Genomic DNA, 23402 nt, shown 5'->3' on the forward strand with positions numbered 1-23402 from the left:
AAAAGGAGGTTTGCGTTATATGAGAAAGTTTGAAAAGGTAGCGATAGTAGGTATAAGTGGAAAATTTCCTGGAGCAGAAAGCATTGATGATTTAGATAGAATTTATTCTAATAAAATAGATTGTATAAAGCCTTTCAGTGAGAGGAGAAAAGAGTTATTAAAGCTTGATAAAACAAAGAAGTATTTTGATGTAGCATATCTTGATGGAGTTGAGTATTTCGATTATGATTTTTTTAATATATCGAGACAAGAAGCGGCATGTATGGATCCACAACAAAAAATGCTTTTGGAATTAGCCTGTGAAGCAATTGAAGATGCAGGTTATAGCCTTAAATCAGCGAGAGGAAGTAAAACATCAATAATTTTAGGTGCACATAATAGTCATTTTTTTGATGATTATCTAGAAGAGTCATCTGGTTTTGCTGCGATTGGAAACTTTTTAGATACATTAGCAGGAAGGATTGCTTATTGTTTAGACTTACATGGACAGGCATCTATAGTTGAGACTGCATGTTCATCTTCATTATATGCTGTATATGAAGCATGCCTTAGATTAAATGCGGGAGAGGCAGATATGGCACTAGCAGGAGGAATTACACTTGAATTTAGGGCTAAATATGATGATTTTGCAGAACAAGATGTTCTTGGTATAATATCACCACGTGCAAGATGTAAAACATTTGATGAAGAGGCAGATGGAATAAACCTTGGAGAAGGTGCAGGACTTGTTTTGCTTAAAAGATATGAAGATGCTATTCGTGATAAAGATTCAATTTATGCTGTTATAAGATCAGTATCTTCAAATCAGGATGGAGCAAGATCAAACAGTTTAGCAGCTCCAAGTTCAGCAGCACAATGTGAAGTTATGATAGATGCATGGGAAAAAGCAGATTTAAATCCTGAAGATATAGGATATTTTGAAGCACACGGAACAGGAACAAAGATTGGAGATCCAATTGAAGTATTAGGTATTACAGAAGCATTTAGAAAGTATACAGATAAGAAACAATTTTGTCCAATTGGTAGTCTTAAAACCAATATATCTCATTTAGGTTCAGCAGCAGGAATTTCAAGTGTCTTAAAGGGAGTTTTATCATTAAAAAACAATAAGAAATATCCACTATGTAATTTGGAAAAAATAAATAGCTTGATAGATTTTAATAACTCGCCTGTATATCCTATTACAGAAGTTGAAAGATGGGATGAAAATAAACCTAAAATAATGGTCATGAGCGGACTTGGTGTAAGCGGCACTAATGTACATCTTGTATTAGAAGATAATAAACTAAAGTTTGATAAAGCTGATGATGAAAGTGAATATTTTGTTACAATTAGTGGAAAGACTTCAGATATAATAGATGATTATAAGGAAATCTTAAAAGAAAGTACTGAAAACTATTCACTAGGGGATATATGTTACACATTAAATGCTGGAAGAAATGATTATGAATTCCGTACATCTGCGAAAGTAAAAAATAAAAAAGAATTTTTAGATTTTCTTAGTACTAAGACAGCAGTTTCACAAATAGAAGAAAATAAATTATTGTTTTTAATATCTGGAGATAATGTATTTAGCGAACAAGAAGTAAAAATACTAAAAGAAAAATATCCAGTATTTAAAAAAGTATACGAAGAGTTATATAATGAAATGTCTATTAAAAATGAAAAAATATTAAAAGTATTATGTTATGTTGCCATGTATCAGCAGCTAATTGAATGGGGAATAACTCCTGATAAAATAATTGGAACAGGCCTTGGAAATATCGTTGTTGATTATGTAACGAATAACATCGCTTTAAGTGATTTAGAAATAGAAATAAACAAAGCCGAATATAGTGAGTTTAATCAAATTGCATTTGAAAATTATATTGAATCACTTAATAAATCTGAAAAAAATAATCTTGTATTAGTTGAACTTGGCAAAAGCGGAAAAATGACTGACTGTTTAAAGGAAAAAAACAATCATAAATCATTAAAGATTTTTAATATGTATAATAGTATTGATACATCTATGTTAGATACATTATCATCATTGTATGATATTGGTATAAACATTGATTGGAATAAGTATTACAGTGCTAAAGGAAATGTTAAAGTGCACATTGCTACATATCCATTTAGGAAAACATTAGCATGGCCAAAATCTATTATATCTAGTATACAACAGAAAAAGAATGAAATTGAAGTTGATACGACTCTAGAATTAAAAGAGTTTTTGAGAAATCTTTGGTGTAAAGAGCTTGATATTGAAGAAATTAATGATGATGATGATTTCTTTGATCTTGGAGCAAATTCATTAATGACAATGAATATTGACAGTATTATATATAAAAGAACTGGTGTTAAATTAGATTTCGATGATTTTTACACATATGCAACAATAAATGATCTTGAAAAATATTTGAAGAGTAAGTGTAAGTTTAACAATAGTACTAATCAAGCTGAAAATAGTATTAGTAATGAAATTATTAGAATTGAGCGAAAAGATCTTATGAAGGTTTCTTATAATCAAAGAAGAATGCTTTATACACTTGAAACAGTAGAAAACTCTTCGTTGTATAATATGCCATTTGTTTTTAAGATAGAAGGGAATTTAGATAAACAGTCATTTATTAATAGTTTAAAACAAGTTGTCCGAAGACATGAAATTTTTCATACTATATATGAAAAGAAGGATGGAGAGTATTATCAAAAAATATTAAATGAATATACTTTTGAACCTGAATTCGAAGATAGAAGAGGAATTTTGACTGAAGATATATTAGAGGATTTAAGAAATTGCATTAATCATAAATTTGACTTATTTAGTGAAATTCCTGTATATAGTAAAGTGATTCAAGCATCAGACAATGAATATTTGTGGTTTATAAATATGCATCATATTGTTGCTGATGGATCATCATTAGCTGTATTTAATAAAGATTTAGCATTATGTTATGATCAATATACTAAAGGAAATACAGATTATGAGCTTCCAGAGTTGGATATTCAATATGCTGATTTTTCCGAATGGGAACATAATTTTATTAATAGTGAGAAATCAAAAAAGCAGCTTGAATTCTGGAAAACAGAATTACACAATGTCAAGGGAATATTAAACTTCCCACTTGATAAAGAACGTCCGTCAATACAGACATTTAATGGAAGTAAAATAGATTTTAGATTAGATGAAGAATTATCAGCTATGTGCAAAGAATATTGCAAAGATAATAATGTATCACTATACATGCTTTTAGAAACAATCTATGCAATTGAATTATATAGATATAGTAATGATAATGATGTATGTATTGGCAGCCCTATGTCAAATAGACGTAATGAAAGTCTAAGGGATATAATTGGCTTTATTGCTAATACTATTGTTATTAGGAATAAAATAAATCCAGATGAGTCTTTCAAAGAAACACTACTAAGAAACAAAGAAAATATTTCAACAATATACTCAAATATTGAACTGCCTTATGAAGAAATTATTACTAATATTAAATTTGAACGTAATATATCGTATTCGCCACTTATACAGTATATGTTTGTATTGCAAAATTTTAATGGAATTGATTTTGAATTTTGTGATTTGAAAATGAAGTATATTGAGTTAAATACCTTATCTTCAATGTTTGAAATGACTATGATGTTATATGAGAATAAAAATACCATTTCTGGTATGCTTGAGTATAATACAGATTTATTTAATCAATCTACTATCAATAAATTTATTCATACATATAAATTTATGATAAAATATATTCTTAATAATGATGAAGTAACTTTAGATAATATACTATTAAGTGAAGAAATAGATAGTAATTATATTGATACTAGAGATAAAAGAGAAGATTTTTCCTTTTAAGTGTAAGCGTCAAAATTTTAGTGAATGTAGCTAAATTTGTGTAAAACAAATCTACTACATTCTTTTTTTTGTATTGTTTGATGGTAAACGATAGACAGGTTCTTTCCAAAGTTTGTTGATTCAGAAGCACATCCTTTATCGTTAGATTTTATTATAATTCCTACTTTAATATTAAACATTTTATACTTTTTGTTATTTAAGTGTCTACGCTTTCATACTAACACAATGAAGTATATGTTCACGTATAAGCAAATAATGAAGTAATGTAAGTATAGCAATAATATGAAATTTTGGTTTAAGTTAATTATTAACATAAAAAATGAAATTGATATATAAACTATAACAGATAAAATATTAATTTTATGTTTGATTAAAAAATGGTATAATTGTATTATATTACATGCAGAATTGCATTCTGATACAAATAATTAAAGTATTAAGTAATAAATGTTTGGAGGAGAATGACTAATGGTTTAATTAGTCACTAATTGTATATATGAGAATAGTAAAGCATAAGGTAGATTTTAATTTGAGCAAAGAAAAATTTAATTATTGCCTAAATTATATAAGTGAGGAAGAAAAAGATAAGATACTAAGATATAAAAGGTATGAGGATTCTTTAAGATCACTATATGGCAAATTAATTCTTAATAATATGTTAGGTTTAAATAGAATAGAGTTTAAATATAATAAATGGAAAAAACCTGAGCTTATAGATAATAGCGAAATACATTTTAATATTTCACATTCTGGAGAGTGGGTAGTCGTTGGGGTTGCAACAAAGCCAATTGGTGTTGACATACAAAAGATTGACAAAATTGATTTATCAATAGCGAAAAGTTATTTTTCTAAAGATGAGAATGAATATATCTTATCTTTACCACAAAGTAAGCGAAATGATGCTTTTTTTATGTTATGGACTCTTAAGGAAGCTTTTATAAAAGCCAAGGGAATGGGATTATATATGCCATTAGATTCATTTACTATAAAAATATTAGATGATAAACCTGTATTATATAGTGATAAAAATGAAGCATGTGAATTATCTGTTGAAAAAGTAGATGAAAATTATTTTATGGCAGTATGCGTATTAACATAATAAATCTAAAGTTAATAACATGAATGAAATTATAAATTTAATTGAAAATACTTTATTGTAAAGTGTGCAGGTTATTACAAGGAAGGTTGATTTAATAATGAAATATCTTCAAATATGGAAATATATAAAGAGTAGATTAAATTCATTAAATAGGTATTGTAATTTCCATTTATACTTTAAATAACTTATTTTGGCTAAATCAAGAGAATATAGACAAGCAATATAGATATCTTTGAGTTCAATTGTTTCACCATTGGCTAATGGTTTTATAATTTCAAAGATGTCTATTTTTTATATTCACTTTTAATATTCATTACAGCTTATTGAATAATTTGATTGTTTTAAATAATTATTGTGAGAGTGAATCGCATATAGGTTTTTATAATTTATATGAATATTTACTACCAATAATAAAAAATCGGTTGAAAAATATAAATTATATACTTTAGTATAATATACAAAATTATGAAAAATAGTATAACTTATAAATATGTAGATTTTTTTGGGGAATTGAATGAAATGATTAGTTAAGGTGAAAAAGTAGTATTTCTATAAAATTTTAATTTATTGGGAGGGAAAAAGTATGGCAGAAAGGGTAGATGAAAAAATACTGGATTTTATAAATGAGGTAGAAAAAGCTGAAGCTAGAAGAGATATTAAGAATGGACCGATAAAAATTGTAGACAGATATTATGAATTTGAAGAAAAAGATTTCTTTGATGAGAAATTAAAGCTGTTCATTCCAAAGGATTTTGAGGAAATGTCTGAAGCAGCAAGGAAACTGAAATATCCATCAGAAAACAGACCAGATATTATTAAATGCAATGAAAAAGGAAATACATGTATAACTTTAAAGATTATAAATAGTCCTTTAGATGAAGAAAAAGTTGCTAAGCTTAAGGACAATATGAAGGTAGTTATAAAAAGAACAAATCCTGCTAATGTATTTTACGAAGATGGAGTTTTAGAAGTTGATTCTAAAAACATAGGTTTTTTTGAATTTAAAGGGTATGCCGTAGACGATTCTTTATATAACTTAATGTTCTTTCTAGAGTTTGAAAAGAAAACATTAATGGGAACTTTCAGTTGTCTACATAGTGAATCAAAGGAATGGAGAGAGATTGCTTTTCAAATTATAAAAACAATACGAATTATAAAGGAAGAAAAGGGAGATGAGAAATAGTGAGTAGGGATTATACATATACTCAAGGGGATATTTTGGTTGGACCTTATAAATTTCAGAAAATAAGAAAGCTTAAAATAGTAAGAGAATTAAATGAGCATGCAAGACTTTTTATAAGTGGGATTATAAGTGATAAACATATTGATAAATACGTTGAAGAAACAGGAGCCACAGAAACCATTAAAGTAGCAGTTAAAGAAGAGGATAATATTACAACTATATTTGAAGGAATTGTTACTAAGATTGGAATAAAGGCCAGTAATGATGTAAGAACTCTAGAAATAGAAGCTTTAAGTAAAACATTTTTAATGGATACTAAGAAAATTAGCTGTTCATATCAAAATGAAAATCTTGCCTATAGTGATATCTTTAATTTAAAAAATAGTTTATATGAGAATGCTCAAATGGTAGACAATATTACAAATGGAACAAAGATTGATGAATTTTTAGTTCAATATAAAGAGACAGATTGGGAATTTTTAAAAAGATTAGCTTCATATTTCAATGTAGCCTTAGTGCCAGAGTGTAAATTATCGGGAATAAAGTATTCTATAGGAGGAGCTGGGGAAGCTAAAGTTTACAATTTACATGAATTTAATTATTCAATAAATAAAGGCTTGCAAGAATATAATTTGAAGGCTGCTAATGAAGATTATGAATTAGATGATATAAATCTTATAAGCTATGAAATAAACACTCATAGAATAATTGGCTTATACAGTCAGGTTAATTTTAAGGGAAGAAAGCTTTTAGTATATAAATGTGAAATTGAAATGGTAGGAGGAGTACTTTCTAATAAATATATCCTAAGAGATGAAAATGGAATGAAAGTTAGAAGACGCTATAATGACAAAGTAATTGGAGTTTCACTTCAAGGCAGAGTTTTAGATGTTCAAAGAGATAAGGTTAAAGTTTCCTTAGAAATAGATGGTAGCCCAACTGATACTGGAACTGCAAAGTGGTTTGAATTTTCTACTATTTTTTCGCAACCAAATGGGACAGGCTGGTATTGCATGCCTGAAATAGGAGATGTAGTTAGATTATATTTTCCAGATAATGAAGAAAAGCATTCATATGTAATAAGTTCAATGCATTATCCATTAAGTGATCCAAATAAGCGTAGTGATCCATCTGTAAAGAGTATTGGAACAAAATATGGAAAAGAAATAGTAATGAGTCCAGGTTCTGTTGAGATAATTGGAAATGGAAGTTTACTTATGAGACTTAGTGATGAAGGTGGAATTGAAGTAAACAGTGACAAGAGTATAGTAATGAATGCTGGAGGAGATGTATCCATTAGTGGAGGCGGAAAAGTAACAATTCAAGGTGGCGCAGGAATTAACATAAGTCAAGCTGGAGCAAGTTTGGTAATACAAGATGATGTTACCATGAGTGGTGGAAAAGTAAATATTCAAAGCTAAAAGGATTTTGTAGGTGTTAAAAATGATAATTCAAGCTGATAAAGAAAAAGTGTTACAGGAATTTGAAGAAAAATATGTACAAGATAGATATGTTTCTGAATTCGAAAAAATAATTGAGGAATATAAAATAAGTAGAGAGAGTATCAGGAGCAAATTGGTTTTATATTTTAGGTCTGTCTGCAAAAAAGCAATTTCACTCCAGGAAAAAGGTTGTAAAGGGGAAATAAGGTATATTTATTTTTCAATGCTTAGAACAAAACTTCTGGAAAACAAAGGCCAATGGAGAATTGATTTATATGATGAAAAATGGTTTTTAGATAAAGAAGAATGCTCAATAGATATAGATTTTGATTTCATTTATGAACCTTTATTTAAGCATATAAAAGAACTTTCAGGGAAGAAAGAAGAGTACGGAAGAACAATTAAAGAAAGAGATCTAAAGAACATAAAACTTAGGGAAGCAAATAAATATCATGGCATAGTTGTAAATGTGATTGTAGATATATTAGAAGACTTCTTAGAAGGTAGTGCATACCAGGAAATGAAAAAGAAAGAAGATATAGTGATTATGGCAGGAGAGTATATGGATGCTGCAATTAAGATATATCCTCAAAATAAGTAGGTAGGTAAAAATATGGATTATTTTTGGTTAAAGAGGGAAGAAGAATATACAAATACACCAAAGCTAATGGATATATTTAATACAATTGATGTTAGAAATATTAATTTATTAAATGCTCATAAAATTGATGATATTGTAATCTTTAATGTTAAATGCAATGAAAATACAGAGTTCTTAGATATTTTAGATGAAAATTTATTTCTTGTTTCAGAAGAAATGAAAAAAATAATTGAAAAATATGACTCGGAAATTATATTTAAGACGATTCCATTGGTAGATTTAATAAATAAGCGACAGGAAAATTACTATATGCCAATCTTTGAAGAGATAGAATGCTTAAGTAAAAATGCAGAGTTAAATTTAAATAAAACAGTAGTAAGAAAAATCATTTTAGATAAAGAAAAAATTAATGGCAAGAAGATATTTAAAATAAAAGAAAGCTCAAAAAATTTGATAGTAGTGAGATTAGATGTAGCTGAAAGTCTTCTTAGAAGAGAATTTCAAGGAATGCATTTAGAAAGATTGGAAATTGAAGAAGAATAAATAGGAGATGGTTAAGGTGGCAACTGCATATGTAGTAAGGGGAGCTAAGATGAAATGTGACAAGGGAACACATAAAAAGAAAATAAATCTTCCTGCAAGTCATGGAGCATATTCAAATGGAAATCCTATAATGAATGAAAGTGATAATGTGGTAGGGGAAAATATAAGTGATTTTGGAATCTGTAAGGGAGGATGCCCTTCAACTGGAAACATTACTTTAGTGAAAAAGAATGGAAGAACAGTAACAGGAAAGAAGTGCCAAGTGATGATATTAAAGGAATGGATGAATGCCCAGGGAGACACTTTAATTGGTGGAGCTCCTGCATTAACAACTGATTCGACTTTAATATGTGCTTATGGAGGAACAATAAAGTTTGTTACAGATGGACAAGCATAAATGATATGGAAAGGGAGGGAAAATAATGGGGGAAATTCATAAGTTAAGGGTAAAATCACCTTATGAGTTAATGAAAATAGTAGATATAAAAATTGAAAATAGACCTAATGAGCACGGATATTTATATTTAAAATGTTTAGTAGATGAAAAGATAAACTTTGATATTTCAATAAAAGCCTCTTCAGAGGATAAGATAATTGTTTATGAAGCTTTAAAAGCTGGGAATACTACTAATGTAAATGAGGTTGATGAGGGAAATAGCAGAAGATTATTCAGTGGTATAGTTCAAAATGTTAGAACTTCAAATGATAGTGGACTGTATTATCTAGAAATTCAAGCTTTGACTTTAAGTATTAAATTAGATGTAAAGAAAAAGAGTAGATCCTTTCAAAATGTCGATATGACTTATGATAACTTGATAAATAGCGTGTTATTTGAATATACAGGCTATGGATTTACTCAATATTCAGGAAAAGGACAAAAAATAGGAAAACCATTATTTCAATATAAGGAGACAGATTGGAGCTTTTTAAAGAGAATCGCCAGCGAATTAAAATCAGAATTATATAGTGACATAATAAGCTCGAATTATTTATTTAATTTTGGAGTACCAACTTTACATAGCTATGAGTTAAAGTCTGATACAGAATATAGTGTTTTTAAAGATATTAAAAGTTTTAAGGAAGCTGGAGGCTATGATTCTGGATATGATGATACAGATTATTTTTATTATGAAATAGAAAAGAAAGCTGTATTTGAAATGGGTTCAGAAATTAAATATAAGGACAAGGCTTTGTACGTTAGAGAATATGAAGCTTATAAAGAAAAAGAAGATATTTTCTACAATTATAAGCTATGCAGAAAAAATGGCGTATGGCAGAGTATAATTTATAATAGGCTTTTAAAAGGTGCTGTCCTTGAAGGAACAGTTCTTGCAGTACAAGGAGAAGAGCTAAAGGTTCGTTTAAATATAGACGAAAATCAAAGTGAAGCTGATGCCTATTGGTTTCCTTATTTACCACCATCAGTAAATATAATGTATTCAATGCCTTTGGCAGGAGAAAGTGTAAGGCTTTACTTTCCAAATGAAAGCAGTGAAGCACCATTTATTATAGGCTGCGTCAGAAAGAATGGAGATACTTGTGAAGGAACAGCAGATCCAGCAAGTAGATATTTCCATACAGAACATGGAAGTGAAATAGCGATGCTTCCAGGAGCTTTAAATATAATAGGGGGAAGTGAAGCACCACTGAGTGTAACCTTTGAAGATGAGACAGGTGCAACATTAACAAGTCCAAATGGATTAAGCTTAAATGCAGGCGGAGAAATAGTGATAAGTACACCTAGTAATGTGAATATAAGTGCTCAAAGTCAAGTATTAATGACTAAAGGAAGTACAGAAAACGGAGTTTCAATAGAAGGAGAATTTCATGTTAAAGGCAGCAATGTAATACTAAACGGAAACATTAATGAAGGTTATTCTCCTTTTGCGGATGGAGGGGAATAAGATGGGATTTGGTTTAGAGAATTTGGCAAGTGCTGTTATGGGAGCAGTAGCTGAAGTAGCTGAAGCGGGAATAAAAATAGCTACAGAAGTAGCTGATGTTATAGCAGCACAAGCGGATATAGCAAATATTTTAGAAGATGGTCAGATTGATGAAGATGAACAGGATAGACTTTTAGATGACATACATAAATTGATGGTTGGAGCATATTTAGTAGGAGTTGGTTCATATTTAGAAGGCGTTGGTTCTATAAAGCTTGGGAGTGAAAGTGGTAGTGAAGATTCTAGTGAGTATATTAATGATTTGATTCCACCAGGTAAAGTAACTGATGGTGCAGCAGTAACTTATACTATATCTGCTGAAGATCAAACAGAAGAAACAGAATCAAAAGGTATTGGTAAAAGTATTAGTGATTTTATGGAATGGGTAAATACTGGAGATAGTAGTAAGCCTGATATGGATTGGCAAAGTCAACCAGCCACAAAAACTTGGATTGAATCAAGTACTCAACAACTTGAGTACTGGTTCACTGGTCAAAAGCCACATGAAATAACTCAAGGTGAGCAATATAGATATATGCAGTTATATTCAATGGCAACAGAAAATCAAAATGCTTTTGTGCAATATTCAAGCGCACTTGCATCGGTCGCAGAAGCAAGAGCGAGTGCAAGTAGAATAGATGATGCATTAGATGGAGGGGCTATTCAAGTTAAATCAACAACAAATACTACAAGTAGAGGAACAATATTAGGAAAAACATTTGGTACAGATCCTTTTAATGAAGAGTTTAAATTTGACCCAGTAAATGCTGTAACAGGAAGCCTATATATTTCTGCTGTTGATATTGTATTACCAGATATTCATGAAGAATTTAAAGTAGAAAGAAAATATAAATCAATAAATACTAGTGTTGGACTTTTTGGAAGAGGATGGACAAGTAATATTGAAACTTATCTTAATATATTAAATGATAAGATAAATGTACTTTGTGAAGATGGGCACGTTGAAAACTTCTATAAAATTGAAGAAAGCTGGATAAATGATAAAGGTGGAACTCAAAAATATTCTTTAAATAGGGAGAAAGATTATTGGGTATTTAAATCATCTAAGGATAGGAGAATTTATAAGTATAATGAAATTGGAAAGTTAATAGAGATAATTGATACCAATAATAATAAACTTTCAATAACTTATATTGGGAAAAATATTGAGACATTAACTACTTTCTCAAATTATAAATTATTCTTTACATATAATGATGGAAAGATAAGTGAAATAGAAGATGAATTAGGTAGGAAAGTTCAATATAAGTATAATAGTGATTATTTAACTGATGTTATCCAAGTGAATAAAGGTTCAACAAAATATACATATGATGAAGCAGGTTACATAAGTAATGTAATAGATGCTAATGGAAATACATATATTACAAACTTTTTTGATAAAAATGGAAGGGTACTAAGACAAGAATATCCTAATGGAGATTTTGCAACAGCAGTTTATAATGATTTTGAAAGAGAAAATACATTTTACTATAATGGAAGTCAAAGAATAGAGAAAACAAGATATAATAGAGATAATTTGATAACACAAAATATTTATGAAGATGATACAACACAGGAATATAAATATGATGATTATCAAAATAAGATATATATCAAAGATAGAAATGGTTTTGAAACTCACAGGACTTATGATGAATTTGGTAACTTATTAAAAGAAATACTACCAAGTGGACTAATAAATGAATATGTCTATGATGAAAAAGGAAACCTTGTACATGGAACTGATAATAAGGAAAAGGAAATAATATATGCTTATGATAGAAAAGGCAATTTATTAGAAAAGAAAACAAAGGTTTCAGTTGAAGAGTGGAAAACAGAAAGCTATAGTTATGATTCTTGTGGAAGGATTATAAGTAAAACAGATGGTAACGGAAATACTTCAAAATATGAATATAAAGATAATGGTTACTTAGATGGTAAACCAGGAAAAGATCCAGTAAGAGTTATTACAAATAGTGGATATGTTTATGAATATACTTATGATAAGGTTGGTAGAAATACTGAAATAAAAACAGACTATGGAACAATAGAATTTGCATACAACAATTTAAATTATGTGGCATCAATAAAAGATGCGAATGGAAATGTGACAATAAAGAATTATGATGATATGGGAAATCTCACAAGCCTTTATGCGCCAAATGCGTGTATTAATGCAAACTTTTCAGATGAAGGTTATAGATATACTTATGACTTTTTGGATAGGCTAATAAGTATAAAAAATCCAATTGGAATTGTTCAAAAAAGTATAAGAGATAGTGAAGGAAATATAATAAAAGAAATAAATCCTAATTATTATGATTCTGAAAGTAATGATGGCATTGGTGTAGAATATGAGTATGACAAAGAAAATAGAAAAATAAAAACAATATATCCAGATGGCGGAATAGAAAGATTTATCTATGATTCTAATGGAAATGTTATAAAACATATCAGTCCTGAGTATTACAATGAAGAAAGTGATGATGGCTTAGGTTACACATATACTTATGATTCAATGAATAGGTTAAGTTCTATAATAAATGAAGAAGGTTTAGTAGAAAAAACTTTTGAATATGATTTACATGGAAATATTATAAAAGAAATAGACATAGAAGGAAATACTACACTATTTAAGTATAATCTCCTTGGAAATTTAATTGAGAAGAGAGTTCCAGTTGAAAAGTATAACTTGTCAGAAGATAATGAGAGAAGTTTAAAAGGTTATGAGATTAAATATAACTTAACTTGTTATGAATATGATAAGAATGGTAATAAAATATTAGAAAGACATGGAACTGAATTAGTATTAGAAAGTGAAAGCTGCAATAACTATAATGAAATTTATTTTAAATATGATGAAGAAAATAGACTCATTGAAGTCAAAGATAAGTATGGTGCAAAAACAAAATATAAATATGATTGTTTAAATAATAAGACTTATGAGAATTTTAGAATTAATGATAAAACTGATAAAGTAGTCAATTATATTTATGATAAAGTAGGAAATTTGATTCAAAAGAAAGAAGGCATAAATGGAAATACAGTTGCTGCTGGGAATACTATTTGGGCAATAACAAGTTATGAATACGATAAAAATGGAAACATAACCAAAATTATAACTCCAAAAGGTTTTGAAATAGGGAAAGTTTATGATAAAGTTGATAGACTTATTGAGCAGCATGAAAAAGATGAAGCTAATGGAATCTTTAGAAGTTATGTTTACAAATATGATAAAGCTAATAATATAACAAGTATAAGTGAATACTCTGGAGAAGAAGCAAAATTAATAAGTAATAAATATGTCAGTGAAAATGATTATTCAGTAAATTGGTCTGATAGGGCTGAAAACAAAAAAGAAAATGACATATTATTTGAAAGATTAAACTTTCAAGAAGATAAAAAACAAAAAGCTTATGTGTATGATGCTAAAAATAGACTTACTCATTTTATAAATTTTTCTGGGAATACTACAAGGTTATTTTATGATAAGAATGATAGAATAGTAAAACAAGTATTACCAGAACAATATGATGAAGCTAAAGATGATGGAGTTGGAACAACTTATACTTATAATTTAAAAGGACAAGTTATTGAAGTTAAAAATGCTTTGGGTGAAACAGTAACTAAGAATACTTATGACCCTAAGGGAAATTTAAAAACTTCAATTGACGGAGAAAATAATAAGGTTGAATATGCATATACTTTATTAGGTCAAATTAAAGATATTGTGACTCCAAATTCAAGAAAAGCAAATAAAGCAACTCAAAGTTATAGGTACGATGCAAGAGGTAACATTACTGGAATAACTGATGGTAATGGAAATAAAACAAGCTATCGTTTAGATGACTGGGGAAGAATAATTCAAATAACAACACCAGAAGGTGGAGTTGAGAAATATACCTACGACTATGCAGGAAATATAACAAGTACCACAGATGCAAACGGGGGAACTATAGAATATATCTACAATAGCTTAGGACAAGTGTGTGAAATAAGAGACCAAGAAGGAAATAGTGAATATTTCTATTATGATGCTGAAGGAAATCTTACAAAGCATATAGATAGAAATCAGAATCATGTAGAGAAGGCTTATAACTTAGATAGAAATATAGTTTCAGTAAAAGCTTATCAAATTGATGAAGAAGCAATTGCATTAGAAGCAAAGGAAGCTGAAGAAGCTAGATTAAAAGCAATTGAGGAGACCAATAAAAAGTCTGAAGAAAGCTTTGTGTCCAACCCATTAGCTCAAAGGTCTCGAAGAAGAAGCTTTACGGAAAGATTAAAAGATAGAAAAGAAAAAGAAGAAAAACAAGAGTCACTAGAGAAAAATCAAAAAATAGAAAAGACAGAAGATCCAAATAAAAACAAGCTAAATGTAATAGATCAAAGATTTAAATATAATCCAGATGGAACATTAAAAAGTGCATATACAGGAAATATGCAATATGAATATGCTTATAATGTTGAAGGAATGCTTGAAACTAAGAGCGCTTCAGGAAAAACTCTTTTAAGCTATACTTATGATAAGAATAATAATATTAAAACTATTAAGGATATCACAGGTAAGAGAAGTATTTATAGTTATGATGAAGCTAATAGAGTCAAAGTGATTCAAGATGATAGCAAAAATAATCTTGCTATTTATGATTATTATAAAAATGATAGTATAAAATCAGTTACTGTTGGAAATGGCTTAAAGACAGATTACACTTATGACGGTGATGGAAATATTCAAAGTCTAGTAACAATTTCTGCTACTGGTGAAGTATTAATTGATTATAATTATGCATATGACTTAAATGGAAACAGACTTCAAAAAATAAGTTCAAAACATAAGAATTTCTATAGTTATGACTCCATGAATAGGTTAAAAGAAGCAAGTTATGATAATAGACGCGAAAGTTTTACTTATGATAAAGTTGGGAACAGATTAACAAAAATCACAAATGACATAACCGAGAAGTATGTTTATAATGTAAAGAATCAATTGAAAGAACTACAAAAAGAATCTGGTATAAGTTACTTTACATATGATAAGCAAGGAAATACAATAAAAGAAGAAACATCAAATGGAAATGATTGCTTTGAGTACAATACTTTAAATCAGCAAGTTAAAGCTATAACTAAAGATGGAAACACTTTAATTAGTAGATATGATACAGAAGGCTTAAGAGCTGAAATTGAAGAAAATGAGACGTTAACTAAATTCATATTCTATAAAGAGAATGTTTTAGTTGAGACTGATAAAGACTTTAATGTAATTTCCAGATTTACAAGAGGACATGAGGTTATTGCAGCTGATATTGCAGAATTAGGAGAAGAATCACAGGTTAATTTAAATAAACACTACTATACTGTTGATGAACAAGGTAGCACAGTATTAATTACTGATAATAATCAGCAAGTTAAAAATGAATACTGGTATGATGCTTTTGGCAATGTACTTGATGGTAAGGAACAGGTTCATAATAGGATAACTTATACTGGTCAGCAATTTGATGGTGTTACAGGACAGTATTATTTAAGATCTAGATTTTATAATCCAGTTATAGGTAGATTTACTCAGGAAGATATTTATAGAGGCGATGGATTAAATCTTTATTCTTATTGTAAGAATAATCCTGTTATGTATTATGATCCAAGTGGTTATTCAAGTTTAAATAAGGAAAGGCCATTCCAAACGTTTGAAATACCTGAAGGTGGAGTTCATGGAGATAATACAGGAATTAATTTAAATAATAAAAACCTTCTAAAAAATGATGTGTTAGAACAGTTGAAAAATGCACCATTTAGCCCTAAAGATGCTTCATCAAATATGCCATATATGAAAAAAATTCAAGGAGAGGATTATACTTTGCTTTTGAGACGTGATATAGGGCAAGAGTCACATGGACTTGCAGATCATTGGAATATAGAAGTGCAAACAGAAAGCGGGAATATGAGATTTGATAGACACTTATTTGTAAATGAAGATTCTGAAATTAATAAGATTAGTGATATTTCAAAAGCCAATAAGAAAGCAAAACCAAATGAAGAAATTATATATGTTAAAGGTGATTAAATAATGATAAATATTGTTTCAAAATCTAGCATTAGCAAAAGATAATAAACTACATCTTTGAGTTTAACATACGTTTCATCGGAATATAGAGTAAGATAAGGTACAAAGATTTTTGTTCAAAAGATCAATTTATAATAAAGGAGAATAATATTATGATTGAAGAAATTGATAAAAAAGATAGAATAATTTCATTGAATGTTAAAGAGATAGAGCAATATGAAGTAAACAATGATAATATAGGAGAAATAAGAATTTCAGGTCAAGATAAAACCAAAGAATATAAAATTATTTTTGAACTTAGTAAAGAAGCTATGATTGGATTAGGGATACATTGTATAAGATATATGGACTGTTTTGAGAGTATAGATGGTGTTGGATTAGATTTACATGTAGATCCATTAGGAAGGCCTTCTCCAAATCAACAAATGGGATTCTTTTTAGCTCCAGGGAGTGAAGGAATAGTTTTTATGGGAAATGATTATGGGGACTTGAATGAGAATGGAATAGATAAAATCAATAAAAATAAGCAGATTCAGAGAAAGAATGGACAACATAAAGCAAATTATCTTATAGAATTAGAGTGGGATGATGAATGTTATGAAAGTCATAATTTGGGACTTTTAAATATAGCTAACATAAAATGTTTTGAGAATGGAGTGGAACTCCCAAGTTACAGGGATGTTTTATTTTCATTGAGTAAAAATGCATATTTAGGATTTGGAACTGAATTGTTAAGGTTAGCACATAATTTTAAAGAAGGAGAACAATATACAATTAAACCAATGAATGATATAGAACAAGATTGTCAAATGGGATTTTTCTTAACTAAGACAAGTGCAGAATTAGAAATAGTTTGTAAAAGCTTTCCGAGTGTGTTTCATTATGATAAAGACTATTAAAATATATAATATAGCAATGTAGCGTCTAAATAATAGACATACCCTTCATATCAGTAATATTTTTAGAAATATAAAAAGTGTGTAAAATTCGAAAAATTTTCACTATAAATGAAACCTCATTTTTGTTAAACTAATAACCTAAATGAGGTTTTATATTTGAAAAAATCAACGGATGGAAAAAGTAATTCTAATATATAATGCAGCACATGTTGTATCCGTTGTGATTTTAGTATGGTAAACTAATGAAAATACGCAATTGGTATAATCTGCAAATAAAGCAGTAGAGCGTAAAGAGGTTAATGCATATTTAAGAATTTCGTGAAGAAATGTACTCAAAAGTGACATATAAAATCACTTTTTGAGGGGACTAAAAATAATTGTGTGGAAGATAATTTATTAAATCAAGAAGTATTCATAGCGGAGAAGGATTAAATCGTTATGCTTATTGTAGGAATAATCCTGTTAGGTATTATGACCCAAGTGGTTATTCAAGTTTAAATAAGGAAAGATCATTTAAATCATTTGAAATACCTGAAGGAGGAGTTACTGGAGATAGCAGAAGTATTATGTTTAAGGGGGAGGCTAAAGTTACTTAAAAAGAACCAATGTTACAGAAGACATTCTTGATGCACCATTAAAGACTCAACAAGATGGAGGGATTAGTATGCTAGCAATACAGAGATATGTCACTAGACTTGAAAATAGAGAAATCTCACCACCTATTAAGGTAGATAAATGTATAATTGTTGATGGTAACCATAGGGATGTATCTGGTAGGGTATTTGGGAAAGAACCAGAACAGGTTCCATGGGTTGATGGAAGACCTAATAATACAATTGATTGGAGTGAAATTCGAATAAGCCCTGTAGATTGGGGCAATAAGTAAATAGAATAGTGGAGGTATAATATGATTGTAATTAAAAGTAATGCAAATGAACCAATAGAAGTTGACTTAGATACATTAGAAGGTGCTAAGTTAGAAAATCTTAATTTGCATAGAGTCTTATTACAAGGTAAAAACTTACAAGGGGCAAGTTTTATAGGTTCAGAATTGCGTGCAGCAGAGTTAGATGGAGCCAATTTAAGCTATACAAATTTTAATGGTGTTAACATGATAGGGATTTGGGCAGAAAATGTAAACTTTAAAAATTCAAATCTTAAAAATGCATGGCTTTATGGTGCACATGTTGAAAATGCAGACTTTGAAAATGCAGCAGATGTTCAAAACGCAAAATTTCAAGGAGCTAACTTATTAGGAGCAATTATGTTGTGTAATAAAATTGAAGATGCAGATTTTACAGGTGCAATTTTTGATAATAATACAAAATGGCCAGAAGAGTTTAATCCAATAGAAAAAGGTGCAAAAAAAATTAGCTGCAAAATTTAGTTATTACAGAATACAGTTTTTTAAAACTAAATATCAAACTTTAGCAATTGAATTTTATGTATAAGTTTCATTAAATATAGCCTAGAAGTAACTCAAAACATAATTTCAATTCTGCAGTGAACAGATGAACAAAACTTAAAATAATGATCAAATTGTAATATTAGGTAAAATGACTGTTTTCATTTACAATAGGCAGTTAAAATAATAAAACTTTTGGACATTGTATAATAAAGTAGACACAAAGTTAAGAGAAAAATATGAAATGTAGTTTATTTATTATGATTTAATCATCATGGGGTGTAAATTGCTGTCGGGGTTCTAAAGAATGGCTATAACAATATAAAAGATAGAAAAATAAAGTATGAATCCAATAGATGCTGAATGTCTATTGGATTTTTTCATTCTTTTGCGACGTGGTGTATGGGGAGAGTCACATGGAAGTGTAGATCATTGATAAGTAGTAAACGGGTAGATCATAAGTATCTCCTATTTGATTTGTATTTTTGAGATAATCAATTCAAGGTTTAAAAAACTGTAAATCTTAAAGTGACTATACTAGTTTTTTGGAGGTATCATAATTAGGAGAAGAGTCGAAATTTAATTTAAATAGAGATTACTATACTGTTGATGAGCAAGGTAGTATAACATTTATTACGGATAAAGATCAGAAAATAGAAAATGAATATTATTATGATGCTTTTGGTAACTTACTTGATGGTAAGGAACAGGTTCATAATAGGATAACTTATACTGGTCAGCAATTTGATGGAATAACAAGGCTGTATTATTTAAGAGCTAGATTTTATAATCCAGTTATAGGTAGATTTACTCAGGAAGATATTTATAGAGGTGATGGACTAAATCTTTATGGTTATCATAAGAATAATCCTGTTAGGTATTATGATACGAGTGATTATTTAGGTGAAAATAAGGAAAGACCATCCCAATCGTTTGAAATACCTGAAGGTGGAGTTCGTGGAGACAACGTTGGTAGTATGATTAAGGGAGCGAGTGAAGCTGTTAAAACGGCAAAAGGTGCTTTGAAAGATACATCACTGCCAATCGAAGGAAAAATTAGATATGTTCCTCCAGAAAAGTGGACACCATCGCAGCCACTGCCTAGAGCAGATGGAGGGTATATTGATAAGTTTGGAAATGTTTGGACAAAAGGTCCGTCAAGGACAGAAGGATAGGCATTTGAATTGGATGTACAACTATCTAAAACAGGTAAGAATCAGCTTGGATGGGCGAGTAGGGATGGTTCACATTTGAATGTATCACTTGATGGAAAAATAATTCATAAATAAGGAGGTGAACTAAATGTTAATTAGATTGTTTGCGTATTCGAATAATGAGGTTCAAGCTAAAAATATTTTTGATAGCATTACTAGTAGTATTAATAGCAGTATAGTATTTAAGGAATATAAAAAAATTGAACCATATTGGAAGATTGAAGGTATTTACCTAATAGAGGTAAGAATCGAACTTGATAAATATTTTAAAGAAGAAAGCATGGAAGAATTTCTTAAAAGCATTGCAGACAAATGGATTGTGTTTGGAAATCCAATAGAAGAAGTTCTTGCTTCTGAGGCAACAGAAGGGTGTAATTATATTAAAAAGGGTGTAAATATGATTAATATTTCTTACTAAATATTCACTACAATATTTAGAGAAAGTGGAAGCAAAAATGAGGATATACTAGAAAGCAATTTCATGATGTTACAGGACAGTATTATTTAAGGGCTAGATTTTATAATCCAGTTATAGGTAGATTTACGCAGGAAGATATTTATAGAGGTGATGGACTAAATCTTTATGCTTATTGTAAGAATAATCATATTAGGTATTATGATCAAAGTGGTTATTCAAGTTTAAATAAGGAAAGACCATTTCAATCATTTTAAATACCTGAGGGAGGGGTACATGGGGATAATAGTAGTAGCAATCTGATTAAAGGTGGGAGTGGAGATGTTCCTAGGCCATGATGATCCGATTACTCCATGGTTAGATAATAAATAATAACTTACTAAGTATGATTTGGGAAGATGTTGAAGTAGATGTAATGTATTAGTTATAAAATATATATGATTTATAAGTATTAATGTAATTAAAGTTTATAAGGTTCGTAAATAGGCAGTAAAACTAAAGTATAGATAAAATAAAAATGATAAAATAGTAGATAAGTTGGAGCAGATTGGATATCAAATAACTAAAAAATTATATTTTGCATAATAGAATGGGTATAGGCTCAAGAAGTCTATATCTATTTATTTTTCTATAGATTAGAAAAATATTTAAAAGATTATTAGGAAAGTTTGAAGAAGTCAGCAATTAGGATATAATAAAAATAAGTATAAAACAAAATAAATAAAAAGTTAAAAGCATACTTGTTAAAGGAATCAGGTCATTGATTGAATTAGGCACATGAAAAGAAATAACAGATCCAAGATTGAATGATCCGAATTGCAGCATAGCTACTCTGTCAAGAAGTGTATATTTTGGGGAGGGTGAATTGATTGAAAAAAATAATACAAATAGGAACCTCTGATTTTAAAGAGTTAATAGAAGGAAATAATTATTTTGTAGATAAAAGTTTACTAATAAAAGAATTTTTAGAGAATGGAGCAAAGATTATTCTTACTCCGAGGCCAAGAAGATTTGGTAAAACGTTAAATTTAAGTATGATTAAATACTTCTTTGATATAAGAAGTAAAGAAGAAACAAAGGATTTGTTTAACGGATTAAAAATAGAAAATGAAAAAGAAATAATGAAGCGTCAATGGCAATATCCAGTTGTGTTTATTAGCTTTAAAGGAATTAAATACAATAATTTTGAACATGCAATAATGGCAATGGGAATGCTCATGTCAGATGTTTATAAAGAATATAGATATTTGATGGAAAGTAACATTTTCAAAGAGGATGAAAAAAGAGATTTTGATAAAATTATTAATAGAGAGGCTGATTTAGTGTTATTAACAGCTTCAATAAAAAATCTTACTTATTATTTATATAAGTATTATAATAAGAAAGTCATTTTGCTTATAGATGAATATGATGTACCAATTCAAGAAAGTTACATGAGAGATTATTATGATAATATGATTTCATTAATAAGAAATATGTTAAGTGATGTATTGAAAGATAATATTTACTTAGAAAAAGCAATGGTAACAGGAATACTTAGAGTTGCGAAAGAGAGTATTTTCTCAGGATTAAATAATTTACAAGTAAATACTATATTGGGATATGATTTTAATGAAAAATTTGGTTTTACTGAAGAGGAAATTGAAGAATTATTGAATTATTATAATTCAATGGATGATATTGAAAATATAAAGAAATGGTATAATGGATATGTTTTTGGTGGAGAAACAATATATAATCCGTGGTCTGTTTTAAACTATTTGATAAAAAAGAGAGAAGGATTTATGCCTTATTGGATTAATAGCAGCAGTAATGATTTAATAAAAAAGCTATTGCTTAAAGGTGACAATAATATGAAGCTGGAACTTGAAGAACTTATGGAAGGAAAATCCATAAGCAAAGTAATTGATGACAATATAGTGATGGCAGAGGTAGAAGATTCTAATGAAAACATTTGGAGTTTTTTACTTATGAGTGGATATTTAAAGGCGATTAAAACTGAAAATATAGAAGGAGTATTAAATTGTGAACTTAAAATTCCTAATCAGGAAGTATTGATTTTCTACAATAATTTAATTAAAAAATGGTTTTCAGAAACTATAACGAATCAAAAATATGAATTGATGCTAGAGACTTTAATAAGTGGAAATATTAAAATATTTGAAGGGATATTTAAAGAGTTTGTAATTAATAATTTGAGTTATTTTGATATATCTGGAAAAGAACCGGAAAGAGTGTATCATGCGTTTGTACTTGGTATGCTGATATCACTTTCAAATGATTATGAAGTTAAATCAAATAAAGAAAGTGGATATGGAAGATATGATGTTATGATAATTCCGAGTGATACTTCTAAAATAGGAGTTATTATTGAATTTAAGAAAATTGATTATTTCCTAGATGATACTATAGAAGAAGCAACTATAGCTGCATTAAAACAGATAGAAGATAAGAAATATGAAGCAGAGCTACTACAAAAAGGTGTTAATCATATAATAAAGCTTGCTATTGTATTTAAGGGAAAAGAAATTAAGGTTACTCAAAGTAAGGAATAAATAAGTTTTAATAATAAATTAGATTATGTATTTAAAGTCATAGAGTTTGTACTCTATGGCTTTTATACGTGTACCTAAATTATAAAATAAGATATTTCTTTATTTTTTCAGAAGAGTATGAAAATCAAGGTAAATCATAGATGTAATCAAATTTGAATTTTATATCGGTGTAAGATTTCCAACTTT

At 28.7% G+C, this 23402-nt stretch carries 14 protein-coding genes and 2 pseudogenes; all 16 read left to right on the plus strand.

The annotated features are described in order from the left end of the window. The first annotated feature begins 19 nt into the window (after positions 1 to 19). The 16 genes and pseudogenes from L3B98_RS17690 (at position 20) to L3B98_RS17765 (ending at position 23216) form a co-directional block, all read left to right on the plus strand. Positions 20 to 3850: a condensation domain-containing protein gene (locus tag L3B98_RS17690; protein ID WP_238917721.1), complete on the plus strand. Its 3831-nt coding sequence runs from the start codon at positions 20 to 22 to the stop codon at positions 3848 to 3850. Positions 3851 to 4346: 496 nt separating this feature from the next. After that, the gene (locus L3B98_RS17695; protein ID WP_238917722.1) at positions 4347 to 4949 is read left to right on the plus strand and encodes a 4'-phosphopantetheinyl transferase superfamily protein; all 603 of its coding nucleotides are present in this window, start codon (positions 4347 to 4349) and stop codon (positions 4947 to 4949) included. Positions 4950 to 5532: 583 nt separating this feature from the next. Then, on the plus strand, positions 5533 to 6132 hold the full coding sequence (locus L3B98_RS17700; RefSeq protein ID WP_238917723.1) for a hypothetical protein: 600 nt from the start codon (positions 5533 to 5535) through the stop codon (positions 6130 to 6132). Beyond that, complete coding sequence (locus L3B98_RS17705; RefSeq protein WP_238917724.1) at positions 6132 to 7553, plus strand: phage baseplate assembly protein V; 1422 nt, start codon at positions 6132 to 6134, stop codon at positions 7551 to 7553. Before L3B98_RS17700 ends, L3B98_RS17705 begins: the two co-directional genes overlap by 1 nt. 22 nt (positions 7554 to 7575) lie before the next feature. Further along, a complete protein-coding gene (locus L3B98_RS17710; RefSeq protein WP_238917725.1) occupies positions 7576 to 8175 on the plus strand; it encodes a hypothetical protein in 600 nt (199 codons plus the stop codon). 12 nt (positions 8176 to 8187) lie between these two features. Next, the gene (locus tag L3B98_RS17715) at positions 8188 to 8718 is read left to right on the plus strand and encodes a DUF1629 domain-containing protein (RefSeq protein WP_238917726.1); all 531 of its coding nucleotides are present in this window, start codon (positions 8188 to 8190) and stop codon (positions 8716 to 8718) included. A 16-nt stretch (positions 8719 to 8734) separates the two neighbouring features. After that, complete coding sequence (locus L3B98_RS17720) at positions 8735 to 9115, plus strand: DUF4280 domain-containing protein (protein WP_015390548.1); 381 nt, start codon at positions 8735 to 8737, stop codon at positions 9113 to 9115. Between the two features lie 25 nt (positions 9116 to 9140). Next, entirely contained in the window at positions 9141 to 10622 is a 1482-nt protein-coding gene (locus tag L3B98_RS17725) for a late control protein D (protein WP_238917727.1), read from the plus strand. A gap of 1 nt (position 10623) precedes the next feature. Then, a complete protein-coding gene (locus L3B98_RS17730) occupies positions 10624 to 16728 on the plus strand; it encodes an RHS repeat-associated core domain-containing protein (RefSeq protein ID WP_238917728.1) in 6105 nt (2034 codons plus the stop codon). 152 nt (positions 16729 to 16880) lie between these two features. After that, positions 16881 to 17627: a hypothetical protein gene (locus tag L3B98_RS17735; RefSeq protein WP_238917729.1), complete on the plus strand. Its 747-nt coding sequence runs from the start codon at positions 16881 to 16883 to the stop codon at positions 17625 to 17627. A 664-nt stretch (positions 17628 to 18291) separates the two neighbouring features. Next, the gene (locus L3B98_RS17740; RefSeq protein WP_238917730.1) at positions 18292 to 18513 is read left to right on the plus strand and encodes a hypothetical protein; all 222 of its coding nucleotides are present in this window, start codon (positions 18292 to 18294) and stop codon (positions 18511 to 18513) included. A gap of 21 nt (positions 18514 to 18534) precedes the next feature. Further along, entirely contained in the window at positions 18535 to 19014 is a 480-nt protein-coding gene (locus L3B98_RS17745) for a pentapeptide repeat-containing protein (RefSeq protein ID WP_238917731.1), read from the plus strand. Between the two features lie 671 nt (positions 19015 to 19685). Further along, positions 19686 to 20321: pseudogene (locus tag L3B98_RS17750) on the plus strand (polymorphic toxin type 17 domain-containing protein). Between the two features lie 13 nt (positions 20322 to 20334). After that, the gene (locus L3B98_RS17755) at positions 20335 to 20664 is read left to right on the plus strand and encodes a hypothetical protein (protein WP_238917732.1); all 330 of its coding nucleotides are present in this window, start codon (positions 20335 to 20337) and stop codon (positions 20662 to 20664) included. 53 nt (positions 20665 to 20717) lie between these two features. Further along, a pseudogene (locus L3B98_RS17760) lies at positions 20718 to 20918 on the plus strand (RHS repeat-associated core domain-containing protein); the annotation flags it as partial. A gap of 612 nt (positions 20919 to 21530) precedes the next feature. Beyond that, positions 21531 to 23216, plus strand: coding sequence for an AAA family ATPase (locus L3B98_RS17765; RefSeq protein ID WP_238917733.1), 1686 nt, complete (start codon positions 21531 to 21533; stop codon positions 23214 to 23216). Positions 23217 to 23402 lie beyond the last annotated feature (186 nt).

The sequence above is a fragment of the Clostridium sp. YIM B02555 genome (genome assembly GCF_022320955.1).
Lineage (GTDB): Bacteria > Bacillota > Clostridia > Clostridiales > Clostridiaceae > Clostridium > Clostridium saccharoperbutylacetonicum.